Genomic DNA, 18,564 nt, shown 5'->3' with positions numbered 1-18,564 from the left:
CCACCATGACCGAGCAGAACATTAAAATAAGTGTACCCGACACCAAAGAACGAAAACGCAGACAGCGAGAATACTATCTAGCCTTCTTCTGTCTGCTGATTTTTGTGGGGCTTGGTTTTGTGCAGCTTAAGTACATCGGGGTCAACTCTTACCTTTTCGTAGGATTATTCAACCTGAACTTCATCCTGCTGCTCATTGTTCTGTTCATCGTGGTCCGCAACGGGGTCAAACTGCTCCTTGAGCGAAGGCGTAGGGTTCTCGGCTCCAAACTGCGAACGCGTATGGTCCTCTCTTTCATGACTCTTTCATTGGTGCCTACCCTGCTCATGTTCTTCATGGCTATGCAATTTGTGCAGGTTTCCGTGGATTACTGGTTCAAAAATCAGGTTGAGGAATCCATGGTCCAATCCCTTGAACTGGGAAGAGCCTTTTATGCTTCGGCGCAGGAAGGTCTTGAGCGGCGCGGAGACAATATTCTTGAGACCATCAAGGAGAACCGCTATGCATGGGGCGGTAAATCCATGAAACAATTCCTCGGTAAAAAACTGGGGGAATATGACCTCGGTCTGCTCGGGGTTATCCGGCCCGACCGCAAGAAGATCAACTGGTATTCACAAGGATCATGGGACAAAGCCTGGTCAGAGATCAACGCCAAGGTAGACTGGGAGGACATGAAAAAGAATCCGCGATTCTGGTCCACCATTCATCCCATGCCCGGTAACGACATGGTCATCGGTATTCTCCCGGTTGACGACGGTAAAACCGGATTCCTGATCATCGGGGAAAACATCGGACAGGGGCTGCTTTACAAGCTTGATCAGGTTGTACGCGGCCTTGATGAATACAAGCAGCTCAAAACCCTCAAATATCCGCTCAAGATGAGTCTTTATCTGACCCTTGGCGTTACTACCCTGCTGATCATTCTCGGTTCCATCTGGTTCGGATTCCGACTTTCCAAAGAACTTTCCGCACCTATTCAGGCCTTGGCCGCAGGTTCGCAGCGCATTGCCAGAGGCGACCTGACCGTACGTCTTGAAGATCGCTCCGACGATGAACTGGGCTTCATGGTCCAGTCCTTCAACCGCATGGCTGAAGACCTTGAAGACAGCCAGAAAAGCCTAAAAACCGCCAACGAAAGACTGGCCCAGCAGAATCAGGAACTGGAACGCAGAGGCCGCTACATGGAAGCGGTGCTCAACAACATTACTGCCGGGGTCATTTCCCTTAACGAAGAAGGGAAGATCAGCACCGTCAACTCAGCCATTGAAGAAATGCTGGGCATTGAAGCCCGCTTTGTACACGGCAGAGATCCGTTGGCCCTGCTCCCAGAAGGGGATCTGGCCTCGCTAATTGCCGAAGCACGCTCCCACATGGCCACCAGCCCATTCTCCCAGTGGCAGAGACAGCTTTCCCTCACAGTGGAAGGAAGGCACAGAAAATTTCTGGTCAACGTAGTGGCCCTCAAAGCTGGAGAATCAAGTACCGGTATCGTGGCAGTGTTTGAAGATATTACCGAGCTGGAAAAAATGCAGCGCATTGCGGCATGGCGTGAAGTGGCCAGACGCATCGCCCACGAAATCAAGAATCCCCTCACTCCTATCAAACTTTCAGCCCAGCGGTTGCAACGCAAGTTCGGCTCCGAAATAGAAGATAATGTTTTCAGGGAAAGTACGGATCTGATCATCTCCCAAGTGGAACACCTGCAACAGATGGTTCAGGAATTTTCCGCCTATGCCAAACTGCCTGAAGTGCGGCTCAAGCCGGACAACATCACCCCCCTGCTTGAAGAAGTGGTCAGCCTCTACCGCAACAGCCACAGCAATATTGAATGGTCCCTAAGCTTTGATGGTGAACTGCCGCAATTGGAACTGGACCGTGAAGCTATGCGCCGCACCCTGATCAATCTGCTCACCAATGCTGCGGAAGCATTGGATGAATGCGAATCCCCTACTGTCACCATTACCGCCATGCATGATGCCACCCTTGGCTGGCTGAGAGTCGAGGTACAGGACAACGGCCCCGGACTTTCTGCCGACGAGCGCTCCAGAATGTTTGAACCATATTTCTCCAGCAAAAAAAGCGGAACCGGACTTGGCCTGACCATTGTCAAATCAATCGTAACCGACCATCGCGGCTTCATCAGGGTCAAACCGGCCGACCCCCACGGAACGACTTTCGTGCTGGAGCTTCCCACCTGATATATTCTTCCTTATGCTTGCCTGATACTTATGATATCGTTTAGTGTAGTACCGTATCTCAAAATAATCATTCACTCTTGTGACCAATAACAAATGGAATTCACATGATTTCTTACTCTGAAAAAAATGCAGGTCAAAATGCCCCGCCCCGCATTATGATTGTGGAGGATGAAGCAATCGTTTCTTTGGATATACAGGGACGACTTAAGGCACTCGGCTACCATGTGGCCGCAGTGGCTACATCCGGAGAGCAGGCCGTGCAGATTATCGGGAAAGATCATCCGGATCTAATCCTCATGGATATTATGCTGGAAGGGGACATGGATGGTATAGATACTGCGGCTGTAATCAACAAAGAATACCATATTCCCATCATTTACCTTACTGCCTATGCTGACAATGACACCCTGAAAAGAGCCAAGATAACCGAGCCATTCGGCTACATCATCAAACCCTTTGAGGATCGGGAACTGAACCTGACTATTGAAATGGCCCTCTACAAACACCGTGCGGAAAGCACTCTTAACGAAAACCGACGTTGGCTGAAGACTACCTTTGACAGCATTGATGATGCGGTCATCACCACCGACAGCAATGGCCGCATCAAATCTATGAATAAAGCGGCATGTTCACTCATGGACAACGAGATAGACAGCTTTTTCGGCCGAAATTTTCAGGAAACAATAGATATTCTGGAAATTGAGACAATGAAATCCATTGAGTTTTTTTCTGAAAACGATTCAATTCACGGTGACGCCGTCCTCCGAGGACCGCAGGGAATAATCCCGGTATCAGTAAATGTTTCCGGTATTGAAGAAAAAAACGAAATCGTGGGCAAGGTAGTTGTACTGCGTGATATTTCAGAGCTGAAAAAAAGTGAAGATGCCCTAAAGGAAAGTCTGGCTCAACTGAGGCGAACTTTTGATGAGACAGTTGCTTCCCTGACCGCCATGTCTGAAAAACGCGACCCTTACACCTCCGGGCACCAGCAGCGAGTGGCGGAGCTGGCCTGCCGCATCGCTGTAAAAATGAAGCTTTCCGCCGAGGAAATCAACAGTATCAGGATCGCCGGAATCCTGCACGATGTGGGTAAAATATCCATCCCGGCTGAAATTTTGTCCAAACCGACCCGCTTGACCGATCTGGAAATGAATCTGATGAAAACCCATAGTGAAGCCGGTTACGAGATTCTTAAGGGCATTTCCTTCCCATGGCCGGTGGCCAAGATAGTACTCCAGCATCATGAACGTATAGACGGAACCGGCTATCCTAATGGATTAAGCGGTGACAGCATCCTACGGGAAGCCCGGATTATTTCTGTAGCTGACGTGGTGGAAGCCATGAGTTCCCACCGCCCTTACCGTGCGGCACTGGGATTGCCCAAGGCCATGGCAGAAATTGCACGCGGACGAGGAACATCGTATGATCCCGAAGTTGTTGACGCCTGCACCCAACTGATCGAAGAAGATAATTTTTCCTTTGAAACATAAACGGAAGCACTGATGAGCAAAAATATACTGATTGTTGATGATGAAGACGGCATCAGGTACTCCCTGCGCGGAATCCTTGAAGACGAAGGGTTTACAGTCAGCGATGCCGAATCCGGCGAAATAGCTTTGAAACATCTTGCCGAAGAACAGCCGGACCTTGTCTTTCTGGATATCTGGCTTCCGGGCATGGATGGTCTAAAGGTCCTCGACCATATAAAAAAAGAATGGGACTGGCTGCCCGTGGTCATGATCTCCGGCCACGGCAGCATTGAAACCGCTGTTTCTGCCATCAAAAAGGGAGCTTTCGACTTCATTGAAAAGCCGCTCTCTCTTGAAAAGGTGGTCATCACTGCTGAAAAAGCCGTGGAATTTTCCCGGTTACAATCAGAAAACAAGGCCCTGCGCACCCGAATCGCCACTGAACAGCCCGCCAAACTAACCGGACAATCCGAATCCATTGATTCCATGCGCGAAGTAATCGGGCAAGTCGCCCCCACCGACGCATGGGTGCTCATTACCGGGGAAAACGGGACCGGCAAAGAAATCGTAGCCCGCTCCATCCACTCCCAGAGTCAGCGTTCAGACAACCCTCTTGTGGCGGTAAACTGCGCAGCCATTCCCGAGGAACTGATTGAATCGGAACTATTCGGTCATGAAAAAGGAGCATTCACCGGGGCGGAAAAAGCGCAGGAAGGCAAATTTGAATTAGCCGACAACGGGACTCTCTTCCTTGATGAAATAGGCGACATGAGCTTGAAAACACAGGCTAAGATACTGCGTATATTGCAGGAACAGAGATTTGAGCGAGTCGGCGGCAGGAAAACCATTAATGTGGATGTGCGCGTAATCGCCGCTACAAACAAAGACCTTTTTCAGGAAATCAAAAACGGCAACTTCCGTGAGGATCTTTATTACCGTCTGAAGGTTTTCCCGCTGGAAGTGCCGCCCCTGCGTGACCGGGCAAAGGACATCCCCTTACTGATCAATGAGTTCCTCTCCAGCCTTAACCGCCAGCACGGCTTTAAACCACTGGTCTTTACCGACTCAGCCCTCAAAGTGCTGACCCAGTATTCATGGCCCGGAAATGTCAGGGAATTGAAAAATTTTGTGGAAAGAATGCTGATCATGTTCGGCGGCAAGGAAGTGGGGCCGGACAAACTACCCCCGGAAATCGCCAACGGTCCGCGCACTGAAAAAGCGGACACTGATCAGGAACAACTGCCATTGCCTCTTCCCGAAGGCGAAGTTGATTTCAAAAAGGCTCGTGCGGACTTTGAAGCCCAGTTCCTTGAAGCAAAACTCCGTGAGTACAAAGGTAGCGTTTCAAAGCTGGCTGAAGCCGTGGGACTGGAAAGAAGCTCCCTTTACCGTAAACTCAAAGCTTACGAAATTCAGGTGGACTGATTTGGCTCTTCGCCATTGGCAATTTTTACTTCGTCACACTTATATAGCGCGAGATTGCCCTAAATTAACACTAAAAAATATGACCTAGGGCCCCAACCAGCGCACAACTCCGGTATCGGTATCATAAACAGCACCCATAACCTGAGCCTTACCGGACCGAACCTTTTCAAGAATAGCCGGACATTGGCCCAGAATGTCACGCATGACCTGACGGACATTGGTCTCCGCCACTTTATCCGCCAACTCTCCGCCCTTGAGCGAAGGATAGAGTACCCGAGTCATTTTAATGGCCGGTTCGAGCTTACCCATGAGCTGCACCAGGTGCCCCTTTAATTCCACCTTATCAATGGCAGCCTTGATCAAGGTTGAACGGGTGTGCCCCATGACCACCAGCAGCGGAGTTTCAAGGGCCAGCATGGAATATTCCACCGAAGCCAGAGTATCGGACCCAGCCACATTCCCCGCAAGACGCACAGTGAAAAGATCACCTAGCCCACGATCAAAAATCAGCACCGGGTCCACCCGCGAGTCAGAAGCTGCAACCACGGTAGCAAACGGATTCTGCCCTCTCAAAGCCAAAATTTTACGCTGATGGGAGGTTTGGTTAGGATAGACGCTGCTCCCTTTTACAAAGCGCAGGTTCCCTTCCATGAGCAATACCAATGACTGGTCGGCCCCCCTCTGTTGCTGGTCTGAGCCGGAAGCGAAAGTTCCGTTGTTAGCCAGAGCGTCGGCACATTGGGAATTCAACAGGAATGCAATTATGAAAAATAAAAATAATTTCCTCAATTAGAGACTCCGCCGGTTGCGATTGGTTGAATTCAATAAAGGGACCATACATACCCTGACCATGTTTATGCAAGAGGCGGCGGGAAAATTACTTTTATAGGAGCATGTAAAGTTTTTCTTCCCCATACCGATCAGATAGGCAAGACATCAATCGGGAGGGTGTCAGGAACTGCCTGCATAGGCGCAAGTTCCTTAAAACCATGTCCGGTCCTTCACCCGGGTAAGGCCTTCGCAAGAACGCCCAACCTCGCTGAACGGCCCGACATGGTTTTTATTTTTTGGAGCGTGTGAGAAAAAACACCCCACTCAAACTGAACAGGGTGGTCCAGATACGGAACATAAGAAATAAAGAGGCCCCGGCAGTAACGACGCCACTTGAAGCCAAACGAAGCAGAGTTTCAAAGGCCGCCTCATTAACTCCCAGCCCTGCGGCTGGAGCAGGAATTATCCCGGCCAGAAAAGCAAGGGGAGCGGAAACGAATATTTCATTAAAATCAGGAAGCTGTGGAAGATTCTGAATCTGTGAAAACAAATAAAGAACATAAATGAATGAAAGATGCTGTACCATGGTCAAGGTTGCAATCTTTAATAGCGAAGATGCTGAATTCCGGTAAATAAGTATAGCCGAGACCACTTCACCCAGTTTCTCACCCAGTTTTGAGCCCTTAAAAAATTTCCTGTAAATAAATCCTGTTTCCATAAACTCAGGGGCAATAAGGGGACCGCAAAGGGAAAAGACAGAAGCATAAAACAATACCGGACCTACTTCTGCGGACAAATATCCATTTCCAGAAAACCAAACGATTGCGGACAGAGCAGGAAAAATAAGTCCTGCAAGAAGGCCAAACCTGCGCCCCTTAGCCAAAGCCAAAAAGCCAAGAAAGACCCCCAGCCAAAGCAAACAGAATGCAGCCAGTACCGGTGGCGCCAGATGCCGCAGTTCAGGAGATTGCTCCACCAGAGACCAATTTAAAGCCAGCCCCAAACCGCCAAGTAAAAACAACCCCATAATCCCGACAATGCGGTCCACAATGATGGCTGCGCCAACCTTGGTGCCCTGCCCGGTAATACGGGTGGTATAAAAAAAACGGGCCACGTCACCGCTGGCCGACCCCAGTACGCATTGGGTGAAAAAATACATAACCGCGGAAATTCTGAAACTGTCCCACATAGAAACGGAAAGCCCTGCGCCCTTAAGCAACTCCACATAACGAGGGACAGAAAGGAACATCCCTGCAGCAATCACGAAACAGACCATAATCAGTGTTGGGATCTGGACAGCTTCCACCAATAAGTATTCCGGGCGAATGCCCCCTGATTTTACCAGCCAGAAAAGAAGTCCCCCGGCAAGGAGGACTTTAAATACGTTACCGACAAGAGCCTTGCGGCGGCTTGCAGCGGGGTCAGGATAATTCAAATTTACTCCGTTTAGTCATCCAGTTTGGTGCAGTCCAGCCGCATTTCCACAAGGTCCTCTTCGTAGTTCTCGCTGATCTCAAACCCGAACTTGCGGGAAAGCCCCTGCATGGCCTTGTTTTCAAAAAGGGTCTGCCCCACCAGCCAATGGGTGCCCCGCTCTTTTGTATAGCTGATTATCTTGTGAAAAAGCATGGACCCCAGCCCGGATCCCTTGAGATCGGAACGGATCACAATGGCGAACTCAGCTTCGGAATTATCCGGCTTCGTGGAAGTACGCACAACGCCGAGAGTTTCCGGCTTGCCGTTTTCACCCATGGCTGTGGCGATAAAAGCCATCTCACGGTCATAGTTTATCTGGGTAAAGCGAGACATATCCTTGTGATCGAAATCCCTGCGCACAACGCCGAAAAAGCGCATGCGCATATCTTCATCCGAAACCTGCTCCAAAAATTTATAATGAGCCGGCTCATCTTCAGGCCGGATAGGGCGCAGGGTGACCTGCCTGCTGTCCCGGAGTACCACACACTCCTCCAGCTCACGGGGATAGGGCCGGATAGCCAGCTGCGGACAATCCTCCCGGCATTCAGCCACCAGAATCTTGGCACCAAGTGCTAACACTCCAGTATCATCCCCGTAAAGGGGATTGATATCCAAATGCACAATCTGGGGAATGTCAATAAACAACTGCGAAACCTGAATCAGGGTCAAACAAAGATCTTCAATATCCGCAGGTGGCTGGGTTGGCGTGCCGGAAAGTAACCTTGAAATTCGGGTTCTGCTGATGAGTTCACGGGCAAGACTCATATTCAGAGGAACCATGGCCACGGCCTGATCCCGGACAACCTCGCGGGTCATGCCCCCGTGACCGAAATGGATAATCGGTCCGAAAGTGGAATCCGCGGCGGCAGAAATAAAAAGTTCGTGCGCTCCCAGCCTGCGGCCCATTTTCTGGACCGTGAAGCCTTCGATATAAGCATCCGGTCGCTGACGATTGACGCGGGTGAGCATTGTTGCTGCTGCTTCCCATACCTTTTCCGGGCTTTCAAGATCAAGAACAACTCCGCCCACATCATAAGGCTGATTTATCTGCGGAGACCGAATCTTAAGGGCCACCGGACAACCTATCTCGTCAGCGGCAATAACTGCTTCACGAGCGGAAAGAGCTACCTTTGTTTCAACCACGGGCAGACCGTAAGCCGCTAGAACCTTGCGCGCTTCCGGTTCGTTGAGTTCCTCCCGCCCCTCGGAAAGAGCCTTGTGCACTGTCTCACGCGCAGTGGTGGTGTCCGGGAAAAAATCCGTAGGCAAGGAGTCCGGTGTTTCTGTGAGCAATTCCTGGTTACGCTGATACTCAGCCATGTACATAAAGGCACGCACAGCCTGATCCGCACTTTCATAAGTAGGAATGTTATGAACAGAAAAAATTTTCCTCGATTTGCGGGACATATCCGACCCCAGCCATGAGGTCAGCACCATACGCCGGACCTTCTTAAGTCCCTTGGCAAGTATTTCCGCTACTTCGGCACTAGCTACCCCGGCAAAAGGCACATGGACCACCAACACGGCATCCACGCCTTTGTCCTTGATCAACACCTTTAGGGCATCAAGATATTTCTGACCGGGAGTATCAAATTTAATGGTGACCGGGTTGCCCCCGCTCCATTCCCTGTCAAATATGACATTCAACTTTTCAACAGTTTCATCAGAAAGCTTGGCAAGTTTCCCGCCCCTGCGGATCAAGCCATCGGCAGCGGTAAGCCCGGCACTGGTCCCGTTGACGATGATAGCCAGCCTGTCACCACGCACGGGCTGACGCAAACTGGCAAGGGTTTGAGCTGCGTCAAACATACCGTCAATGGTCTGCACCCGCAGCATACCGGCCCTGCGGAAGGCCACATCATAGACCTCTTCTGCACGGGCGACCATGGCATTATCCAGACGAGCCAGTTCCTGAGTAACGTGCTGCAAAGCCTGGCCCGGACGAATAGCCAGAACCGGCTTGTTACGTGAAGCAGCTCGGGCCGCGGACATGAAGTCACGTGCATCGTTGATGGATTCGACATAAAGCAAAATAGACCGGGTCTGGGCGTCGGAACCGAGGTAATCAAGCACGTCCCCGAAAGTAAGGTCGATACGGCTACCCAGCGAAACCACATGGGAGAATCCGATATCATTGGTAGCCGCCCAATCCAAAACCGTGGGGATAAAGCTATCTGACTGGGAAACAAAAGCGATCTTGCCCGCTTTGGCTGGCAATGGCGCAAGGCTGGCATTGAGATTCATAGTCGGAACAATGAAGCCGAGACTCTTGGGACCAAGTATGCGCATATGCGGGGAATTGGCCGCCCGCAAAAGTTCCGCCCGCAACCTAACCCTTTCTTTCTTGGGAATGGCACTGAATCCTGAACCGATCAGAGCACAAGCCTTAACCCCGATCGCGCTCAGCCTTTCCAGAAGCGGAGGGCATTCATGAAGTGGCAAACAAATCACCGCAAGGTCCGGGACCTTGGGCAGGTCAGCCACATCCTTATAGGTCAGAACCCCGGAAATAGCCTCGGCAGCAGTACTGACCGGCATCACAGGACCGAGAAATCCCCCGCCCATCAAGTTGCGCATGAGGATATTGCCCGCATTTGCAGGGTCATTGGTTGCGCCGATTACGGCAACTGATCCGGGCTGAAAAAGATATTCCAGATTGATAACACTCATGAAGGCCTCTTGTTAGGGTTCCGCCGCTTAGCCGTCAACAACCTCATACATACCTGTTGATCAAGCTCCATATCAAGCATAAAGCGGTCAACACGGAGCTAAATATGGAATTGCCGCTTATGGTTATGGTCCACAGCCCTGTTCAACCCGGCTGAAACAGCGTATATGATCAATATAAGTGCACACAAACCAGCATAAATTTTCATGAGCCGGAGCCGGAAATATGAGTGACAATAGAATTGAAAACCTGATGAGCGAAGAACGCACATTTGATCCCCCGCAGAATATGCCGCAAGAAATATTAGACAAGGCCAACCTTACAGCGCAAACATATGAACAGGCCTGCCGCATGGCGGACAAAGACCCGGAAGGCTTCTGGGCTGAAAGGGCACGCGAGCTGCTGAGCTGGAAACGGGACTTCAACACCGCCCTTGAATCTGACCCAAAAAACAATGAATACAAATGGTTTGCAGGCGGAAGACTCAACGCTTCCGAAAACTGCCTTGACCGCCATCTGGAAAACGGCAAGCGCAACAAAGCCGCCCTGATCTGGCAGGGAGAGCCGGAGGAAGAAGTCCGGGTTTTCACCTATCATATGCTGCATCGCAAGGTCTGCCGCTTTGCCAACGTGCTCAGGAAAATGGGTGTTTCCAAGGGTGACCGGGTAGCCATCTACCTGCCCATGGTCCCGGAACTGGTCATCTCCATGCTGGCCTGCGCCCGCATCGGCGCGGTACACTCAGTTATTTTCGCCGGATTTTCCGCAGTAAGCCTGCAAAACCGCATCATTGACTGCGACGCAAAAATTCTCATTGCCGCAGACGGAGTGCTGCGCGGAGGCAAAAAAATCCCCCTGAAGCGCAATGTGGACGAAGCCCTTTTCGAGTGCCCCTCGGTTGAGCAGGTCATCATGGTCAAACGCACCGGGGATGAAATTGATTTCATCGAAGGCCGCGATACCTGGTGGCAAGAAGAAGTCTCAGCCTCTGACATTGATGACTACTGCAAGCCGGAATCCATGCGTTCCACAGATCCGCTGTTCATCCTGCACACCTCCGGCAGTACCGGAAAACCCAAAGGGATAGTACACAGTACCGGCGGGTACATGACCATAACCGCCCACACGACCCAATGGGTTTTTGATCTCAAAGATGACGATGTTCACTGGTGCACCGCCGACATCGGCTGGATCACCGGACACAGTTATACTGTATACGGACCATTGGCCCTTGGTGCCACCACCCTGCTTTTTGAAGGAGTACCCACCTACCCCCGCCCGGACCGTTACTGGAAAATCATCAACCGCTACGGGGTGAACATATTTTACACCACTCCCACAGCCATCCGTGCACTCATGCGCGAAGGTTCGCAGTGGACGGAAAAATACAATCTTTCCACCCTGCGCATCCTCGGTTCCGTAGGCGAGCCCATCAACCCGGAAGTCTGGGTCTGGTTCCACGAACATGTGGGCAAAGGAAAACTCCCCTTGCTGGATACATGGTGGCAGACCGAAACCGGAGGAATCCTTGTTTCACCCCTGCCCTATGTGGACAAACTAAAGCCCGGATCAACCGGAAAACCTCTTCCCGGCATCAAAACAGCCATCGTACGCAGTGACGGCAGCAAAGCATCCCCCAATGAAGGCGGACACCTGCTGATAACAGAGCCGTGGCCGGGCATGCTGACCAGCATCCATAATGACGAGGAGCGCTACCGGAGGACCTATTTTGAACGTTTTCCGGGCAGCTACGAAACCGGAGACGGTGCAAGGATTGACGAGGACGGATTTCACTGGATCATGGGCCGTCTTGATGATGTTATCAATGTTTCCGGGCACCGCTTAGGCACAACCGAGATTGAATCGGCACTCATCGCCCACCCCGATGTGACCGAAGCCGCAGTGGTAGGTATTCCCCACGAAATCAAGGGACAGTCGGTCTACGCCTATGTGACCCTGCGTAGTGGCCTTGATGAAGATGATGAAATGCGCACAGCACTGCGCCAATGGATCAGCGAAAAAATCGGCCCCATTGCCGTGCCTGAAGCAATCCAGTTTTCCGAAGGGCTGCCCAAAACCCGCTCAGGAAAAATCATGCGCCGCATCCTGCGCCGTATTGCAGTAGGTGAAAACGACCTAGGCGATACCACCACCCTCTCAGATGCCTCAGTAATCAACGATCTCATCGAAGGTCAGAAAATCCTTTTCGAGTAAGCCAAACCACACAGGGATTGCCGGAATACCCGGCAATCCCTGCAATAAGATTTACCCTTTCATATTACTATGATATATTTGTTCCCGTAGAGCCAGACTTTCACAACTCTGTCCGGGGAGACAAATGTTCAAGTCCATGAAAGCAATCCTGCTTTTCTTTGCAGCCGGGCTGGTCATAGCAACCACCGCCGGACTGACTTACTTTGCCCAGCGCACGGTAACGGATTCAGTCATGGAATCAGAATTTGCACATGCTCAAGCCATTGTTGACGCCGTCTATCAGGAGTTAGACACCCAGTATCAAAGTATTATTTTTTTTGAAAAATCCGCCATATCCGTCCGCAAACAACATCTTAAAAATATAGTAGGAATGTCCATTGATCTTATCCGACTTAATTACGAAAAATATACACATGGAATCTTGTCAGAAGCCGAAGCCAAAAAACTCAGCATCGAACAATTAAAAAGCATGCGCTATGATGGCGGGACAGGGTATATCTGGATAAATGACGACACCGTTCCAATCCCCCGCATGGTCATGCACCCGACAATACCTGCTCTGGATGGAAAAATACTCGATGATCCCCGCTTCGAGGGGGTACGAAACAGCGAAGAAAACATCTTCGCTGCCTTTCGCGATATCTGCAATAAATTCGGATCAGGATATACTGAATACCTATGGCCTAAACCCACAGAGCAAGGACTGACCAAAGAACAGCCCAAACTATCCTACGTACAAATTTTCAAAGAATGGGGCTGGGTCGTCGGCTCTGGCGTCTACATTGATGATATTGAAAAAGAAGTAAGTATAAGAATTCAGGCCGTACTTAAAGAGCTAAAAAGCAGTTTTCAAAATATTAAGGTCGGTAAAAACGGCTACATTTTTTTGTTTTCAGGAAAACCGGAACTAATAATCCATCCAAACTACGAAAACATCCCCATAGCTGAACTTCTGAACGTTGAAACAGGTAATCCCATTTTCCTTGAACTCATGGAAGCAGCTCACACCAACGGAATTTTTGAATATCTCTGGGATAAACCACCGCGTAACAAAGGAGAGTTCACCTTCCGCAAAAGAGCCTATATCAAATATTTTGAGCCTCTGGACTGGTACATATGCTCCTCCGCATACATGGATGATCTGGAAAAACCGGGGCTGATGCTCCGAAAAAAAATAACCATGCTCTCCATCGGAGTGCTGGCTCTGGCTCTGCTCTTTGCTGCAATCCTATCCAGCAAGATAGCCCAGCCGCTCATAAAACTGACCGCAGCCGCCCGGGCCATCCGCGAAGGAGGCATCTCGGCCTCAGAAATACCACAGGAAGGCCCCACAGAAATCAAGGAATTGGGCACGGTCATCAGTCAGATGCTGGAATCCATAAAATCCGGCATGCAGGAAAAAGAAAAACTTCTGACAGCTCTTGAAGACGGAAACAGACAGCTCTCGGCAAGTAATTACCAGCTTGAAATAAAAATCAAAGAACACGCACGGGTGGAAAAAGAACTTATCAGACTGCGCAACCATCAGAGAAATATTATCGACTCCATGCCTTCCGTACTCGTAGGAGTGGATAAGGGCGGAGCAATCAGCCTCTGGAACAAAGGAGCAGCCAAGGCCAGCGGATTAAACTTTGAATCCGTAATCGGCAAGCAGCTTTCTGCTGTGTTCCCTCAATTGGACAAAGAAATAGCAAAGGTCAAAAAACAGATCATTAACGGAAAAACAGAACAGAAAATTCGCATTCCACGAGCGGTAAATAATGAAACCCGCTACGAAAACATCACTATCTACCCCCTGATCAGCGAAGGATTTGACGGGGCTGTTATTCGCCTTGATGATGTGACCGAAAATGTGCGCATAGAAGAAATGATGGTCCAGACCGAAAAAATGATGTCCGTGGGTGGGCTGGCCGCAGGTATGGCTCATGAGATCAACAACCCGTTGGGAGGTATACTTCAAGGTACACAGAACATTGAACGCAGGCTGATGCCCGGTCTATCTAAAAATGAACAGGTAGCCCGGCAGATGGATATTCCTCTTGAAACTATCAACAAATACATAGAAGAACGCGGCATCTTCAAAATCATTTCCGGAGTCCGAGAATCCGCAACCCGGGCAGCTGGCATAATTGCCAACATGCTCAACTTCAGTCGCAAGGCCGACGTTCACCGCACCACATGCAGGCTGAATGAACTTACCGACAGTGCAGTGGCCCTTGCGGAGCAGGATTATGATCTCAAGAAAAAATTTGATTTCAGGAAAATTGAAATCATCAAGGACTACGAAGAAAATCTACCATTTGTGATCTGCGCGCCCACAGAAATCGAACAAGTCATGCTCAACCTGCTGGGCAACGCCGCCCACGCCATGAATGACAGCAATTGCGAAAAACCACGGATAGAAATCAAGATATGGCAGGAAGGGGATTATGTGGCGACCTCTGTTTCAGACAACGGCCCGGGCATGGATGAAACTCTGCGCAAAAGGGTCTTTGAGCCTTTCTTTACCACCAAGCCCAAAGGGGTTGGAACCGGATTGGGTCTTTCAGTCTCCTACTTTATCATCACTGAAAACCACAACGGTAACTTTACCATAGAATCAACACCTGGGGCCGGGGCCAAATTCATCTTCAGACTGCCCACCTCCTCCCTGCGCTGATTCAGGATCAAAATCAACCGCGACCGTAGTCCCTCTCTCCTTTACGGACTCCATACTGATTGATCCGCCATGAACCTTTGCGATCAGGCTGGCGGAATAAGTTCCCAGCCCGGTTCCACTGCTCTTGCCTGCGGTGGAATACTTCTCAAAAAAATTATCCCTAACCGCATCCGGCACCTCTCCGAAATTATGAACAGAAATAAGCGGATACTCTGCCTGATCAAGATTAACCGTAACCGGGCTTCCTGTCGGGCTGGCCTCAAAGCTGTTTTTAAGCAGGTTGGCAAGCATGGAAAAAAGCAATAATTCCTCACCCTGCACATAAAATGAATCATCGCTCGCGGCTTCATTCCCATCAATGAACACCTTAAGTGCTGAGTCGCGACCTTCAATAATATTCTGAAGATCTGCTGCTATGCGTTTGATCAGCGGCAAAACGTCCACCCGCTCAGGAAGTAACCGATAAGATCCGGTCTCCATGCGGTAAATATCATAGGATCTGTTAACCAATCCCAACATGCGGTATCCAGCATCCTGAATATTCTTGATCAAATCGATTTTATCAGGATCGGTTTCACCGACCAGAAGCAGATGAGGCAGGTTGATTACCGCGTTAAGGGGGGTCTTCAAATCGTGGCGGGTGATGCGCTCCACATCCACACGCAACAGCTCGCCTCGCTCATGGTTGAGAACATCAATGAGGGTGGAGGCTACGGAACTACAGAAATATTCCAAAAAATCCGTACCCATGTCAGGCTGAAAGCGATCTTCCGAAGGATCATGAATCGAGATAAGTCCGATCAACCTGCCGGGAGTATATTTGTCCATCAAGCCGAAAGCAAAACAGGAACCGCCAAGTTCCGGTCCAACTTCCGGATCTCCAAAAAAAACATCCGGGCGCATCATCCGCGAAATGGGTCCGAGAAAAACCCGGTTGGGGCCATCATTCAAAGTCGCGTCAATATAGCGCATGCAACCCTTAAGATAAAAGGTAGGAATCTCGGGGCAATGCATGTCCTTGCAAAGTTCCCGATCCAGAACAACCGCAATACGGCCCAAGCCCAGCTCGTCCGCAATTCCCCTCAGCATATCAGGAAGATCAGCCAACGAACTAAGATTATTCACATATTGCAAGGCCTTGCAAAATTTACCGAAAAGCTGCAAATCCGCATTATAAACACTGAAAGCTTCCTTGAGTTTATCCTCAAGCATAGCAATCCGCTCATCTTTCTCGGCAAGATCATGACGCGCCCCAAGGTTTGCATCTTCCTGTGAAAGAAAACCGTCACGGGTATAGGCGTAATTCTCATACATATTCTGGGCAATGAAATCAGCCTGCTCCTCGTCTCCTTCTTTAATGAGCCGTTTCAGGAGATCAAGCTGTTCGCCGAAGTTCTTCAATGTAGGCAGATTATCCATGTATATTCCTATGCTTGTTTGAATATTTAAAGCTGTTATATCAATTCAATGCACAGAATGCCAGTAGTCCTGCCAATTCGCCGAGCACCACTGATGCGCCGAGAAAATCCCCGTTGGCCCCGTTCACCCTTTTAGCCAGCCGGAACAGAAAGAAAATGAAACATGCACCAAAAACATAAGCCAACAATTGCACTGTCGGACTGACCGTAAAAGCCCCCACCAGCAGCGTAGTCAACGTAGCAACGCCAATGGAAAATCCGTCCGCCCCGCGCATGGACAAGCTGCCCTGCCCCGGCCTTGCCAGCGGCTTACCGACCATACTCATCACAGCATTGCCCAGCCTGCCGAGAACAAAAATCCAAACCACGGCTCCAAAAGCCCCGGCCTCATACACATAGTAAAAGCAAACCGCCTGTCCCAGCACTGCCAGCACCAGAGCCAACACCCCGAACACACCGGAGCAGCTATCTTTGATAATTTTCCAGAATCGCTGCGGATCAGGATAAGGTCCGGCCCCGTCAGCAATATCTGCAAAGCCGTCAAAGTGCAGTCCACGAGTCAGATAAACCGACGCAGCCACGGTCAGCCATGCCTGAATCCAGAATTTTCCGGCAAACAGTCCCAGCCAAAAAGGAAGCACGATCAACGCGCCCAGCACCAGACCGCTAAGCGGCATCCACTTCACAGTACGGCCGATATCTTCAGCCTCAATTTCCATGACCGGACCGATCCGGGTCATGAAGCCAAGGGTAATTAAAATATCACTAATTATATTCAAGATGCCTCCGGCGGCCCTTCGGGGACCAGAGAACCTTTTTGGAAAAAGGTTCTCTGGACTCTCCCAAAACTTTTATTAAGGCTTCGCCGCTTTTAATCAGAAAAATCATTTTGATTTCGACTTGATCGCCTGCCTTATTCAAACCTGCCTAGTATCATTAATTTTCACTTTTTTCTCAACCCGGACCTGATTTAGCTAACTCAGGTCCGCCCTGCTCGATACCTTTAAAGTGAATAGGAAAAGAATTGCTTTGAATCATAGGGGTTCAGGGCAGACTTCCACAACTTTAACATAGGTAGCAAATAATGAACTTTTCTGATTATCGAATGGAACTAAGACCTCGAAAAGAACTGACAACTGGTCTCGTGCTTTACGGAGAAAATGAACCTGCCGAGATGCAGATCGACAATCTCTGGAAAATTGTTGATCGCAGAACAGGTGAAGAACTGGCAGATCCCAAAGGGGATTTTTCTGAGTTCTCAACTGGTGACCGTATGTATCCTTCCATGATGAAGCCGGAAGTCAAACGTAGATGGGACCAGAAAAATTATGAGTGGGAAGAAACCAAACCCATGCATGCCAAGCTAAGGCGCATGGTCCATGCTCAGTTCATGCAAGAAAACCCCAATCTGCCTGTGGTGCAGGGGTTGCCACCTACGGAAACGAAGTCCAAACCGAGTTCAAGAAGCATGTAAATGGTCATGAGGCCAGACTTAAACCCCAAGCATTCCAATCAAGAAAACCCCAGACCGGAACAGGGGACACAATCCGCGATGAGATGCAGCGTGACAACGTGGACATCAATGAAATCGCAGATGAGGCACTCCGGTTCCTGACACCTGAGACTGAAGAAACCTACGCAGTTATTGCCGTGAATCGGGATGAGAGTCTCAGAATCGAAGACAAGGTGTTGGTATCCGCTGAATCGAGCCATGTTCTGGAATACCGCTATGATGACGAAGGTCGGCTTCAGGCAGCGAGGTACTGCGGAGAGCCTGTTGAAGTGTATCGGTATAACAAGTTGGGGCAACGGGTGTTCTCTCAGGTCGCAGGTGGGGATAAGCTGGAGTACAGGTACAACGATCTTGGACAATTGGTGCGCGCTGGCGACACGACATATGTTTATGATCAGGACGGTGATTTGGTTGAAAAGAAATCTCCCAAAGGCGTAAACAGATACGAATATCTGAAAACCGGACAGCTCTGCGAAGTCCATCTTCCTGATGGAACCGCCATTGAATACCGCTTTGATGAGCATGGCTTCAGGACTGAAAAATACATCAACGGTCAACTGGTTCAACGCTACCAGTGGAAAGATTTGACCACCATTGCCGCAGTGGAAGATGCCGAAGGAATCAGCAAATTTCACTACAATGAACATGGCCGCGCAATGGGAATGATCCGTAATGGTCAGGTATTCCTCTTTGCAACCGATCAGTTAGGGAGTGTTTTTACTGTTGCCGATCCATCAGGAAATAGCGTACAGG

Annotated in this window: 12 protein-coding genes; 7 read left to right on the top strand and 5 right to left on the bottom strand. The window is 49.9% G+C overall.

Annotated features, from left to right (window positions below):
- The first annotated feature begins 5 nt into the window (after window positions 1–5).
- From D0S45_05355 to D0S45_05345, 3 genes are all read left to right on the top strand, one after another.
- Window positions 6–2,198: a HAMP domain-containing protein gene (locus tag D0S45_05355; GenBank protein TIH17985.1), complete on the top strand. Its 2,193-nt coding sequence runs from the start codon at window positions 6–8 to the stop codon at window positions 2,196–2,198.
- A gap of 104 nt (window positions 2,199–2,302) precedes the next feature.
- Entirely contained in the window at window positions 2,303–3,688 is a 1,386-nt protein-coding gene (locus D0S45_05350; GenBank protein TIH17984.1) for an HD domain-containing protein, read from the top strand.
- 12 nt (window positions 3,689–3,700) lie between these two features.
- Window positions 3,701–5,092: a sigma-54-dependent Fis family transcriptional regulator gene (locus D0S45_05345; protein ID TIH17983.1), complete on the top strand. Its 1,392-nt coding sequence runs from the start codon at window positions 3,701–3,703 to the stop codon at window positions 5,090–5,092.
- A gap of 84 nt (window positions 5,093–5,176) precedes the next feature.
- Here the strand turns inward: D0S45_05345 and D0S45_05340 are convergent, their stop codons facing one another.
- The 3 genes from D0S45_05340 to D0S45_05330 form a co-directional block, all read right to left on the bottom strand.
- On the bottom strand, window positions 5,177–5,881 hold the full coding sequence (locus D0S45_05340; protein TIH17982.1) for a carbonic anhydrase: 705 nt from the start codon (window positions 5,879–5,881) through the stop codon (window positions 5,177–5,179).
- A gap of 271 nt (window positions 5,882–6,152) precedes the next feature.
- Complete coding sequence (locus tag D0S45_05335) at window positions 6,153–7,298, bottom strand: UPF0104 family protein (GenBank protein ID TIH17981.1); 1,146 nt, start codon at window positions 7,296–7,298, stop codon at window positions 6,153–6,155.
- An 11-nt stretch (window positions 7,299–7,309) separates the two neighbouring features.
- Window positions 7,310–10,009, bottom strand: coding sequence for a GNAT family N-acetyltransferase (locus D0S45_05330; protein ID TIH17980.1), 2,700 nt, complete (start codon window positions 10,007–10,009; stop codon window positions 7,310–7,312).
- Window positions 10,010–10,232: 223 nt separating this feature from the next.
- Here D0S45_05330 and acs point away from each other — a divergent pair, with 223 nt between their 5' ends.
- Together acs and D0S45_05320 are read left to right on the top strand one after the other, a co-directional pair.
- Complete coding sequence (acs, locus tag D0S45_05325) at window positions 10,233–12,221, top strand: acetate--CoA ligase (GenBank protein ID TIH17979.1); 1,989 nt, start codon at window positions 10,233–10,235, stop codon at window positions 12,219–12,221.
- 124 nt (window positions 12,222–12,345) lie between these two features.
- On the top strand, window positions 12,346–14,880 hold the full coding sequence (locus D0S45_05320) for a HAMP domain-containing protein (GenBank protein ID TIH17978.1): 2,535 nt from the start codon (window positions 12,346–12,348) through the stop codon (window positions 14,878–14,880).
- On the opposite strand, the gene D0S45_05315 is transcribed toward D0S45_05320, so the two are convergent.
- Complete coding sequence (locus tag D0S45_05315; GenBank protein TIH17977.1) at window positions 14,821–16,299, bottom strand: sensor histidine kinase; 1,479 nt, start codon at window positions 16,297–16,299, stop codon at window positions 14,821–14,823. The genes D0S45_05320 and D0S45_05315 overlap by 60 nt on opposite strands.
- Before the next feature lie 40 nt (window positions 16,300–16,339).
- Window positions 16,340–17,038, bottom strand: a complete 699-nt coding sequence (locus tag D0S45_05310) for an adenosylcobinamide-GDP ribazoletransferase (GenBank protein TIH18177.1) — start codon at window positions 17,036–17,038, stop codon at window positions 16,340–16,342.
- Between the two features lie 404 nt (window positions 17,039–17,442).
- Between D0S45_05310 and D0S45_05305 the strand changes: the two genes are divergently transcribed.
- Together D0S45_05305 and D0S45_05300 are read left to right on the top strand one after the other, a co-directional pair.
- Entirely contained in the window at window positions 17,443–17,772 is a 330-nt protein-coding gene (locus D0S45_05305; GenBank protein TIH17976.1) for a hypothetical protein, read from the top strand.
- Between the two features lie 83 nt (window positions 17,773–17,855).
- Window positions 17,856–18,564: RHS repeat protein (locus D0S45_05300; protein ID TIH17975.1), on the top strand; the 709-nt coding region annotated here is incomplete at its 3' end.

Source organism: Marinifilum sp. JC120 (assembly GCA_004923195.1).
Classification (GTDB): domain Bacteria; phylum Desulfobacterota; class Desulfovibrionia; order Desulfovibrionales; family Desulfovibrionaceae; genus Maridesulfovibrio.
Note: the sequence above shows the minus strand (reverse complement) of the source record. Positions and strands in the feature narration are given on the sequence as shown.

Bases quoted from the DNA above. Each gene is read 5' to 3' on its own strand.
- D0S45_05355 (TIH17985.1), top strand. From the start codon at position 6: ATGACCGAGCAGAACATTAAAATAAGTGTACCCGACACCAAAGAACGA.
- D0S45_05350 (TIH17984.1), top strand. From the start codon at position 2,303: ATGATTTCTTACTCTGAAAAAAATGCAGGTCAAAATGCCCCGCCCCGC.
- D0S45_05345 (TIH17983.1), top strand. From the start codon at position 3,701: ATGAGCAAAAATATACTGATTGTTGATGATGAAGACGGCATCAGGTAC.
- D0S45_05330 (TIH17980.1), bottom strand. From the start codon at position 10,009: ATGAGTGTTATCAATCTGGAATATCTTTTTCAGCCCGGATCAGTTGCC.
- acs (TIH17979.1), top strand. From the start codon at position 10,233: ATGAGTGACAATAGAATTGAAAACCTGATGAGCGAAGAACGCACATTT.
- D0S45_05320 (TIH17978.1), top strand. From the start codon at position 12,346: ATGTTCAAGTCCATGAAAGCAATCCTGCTTTTCTTTGCAGCCGGGCTG.
- D0S45_05315 (TIH17977.1), bottom strand. From the start codon at position 16,299: ATGGATAATCTGCCTACATTGAAGAACTTCGGCGAACAGCTTGATCTC.
- D0S45_05310 (TIH18177.1), bottom strand. From the start codon at position 17,038: ATGACCCGGATCGGTCCGGTCATGGAAATTGAGGCTGAAGATATCGGC.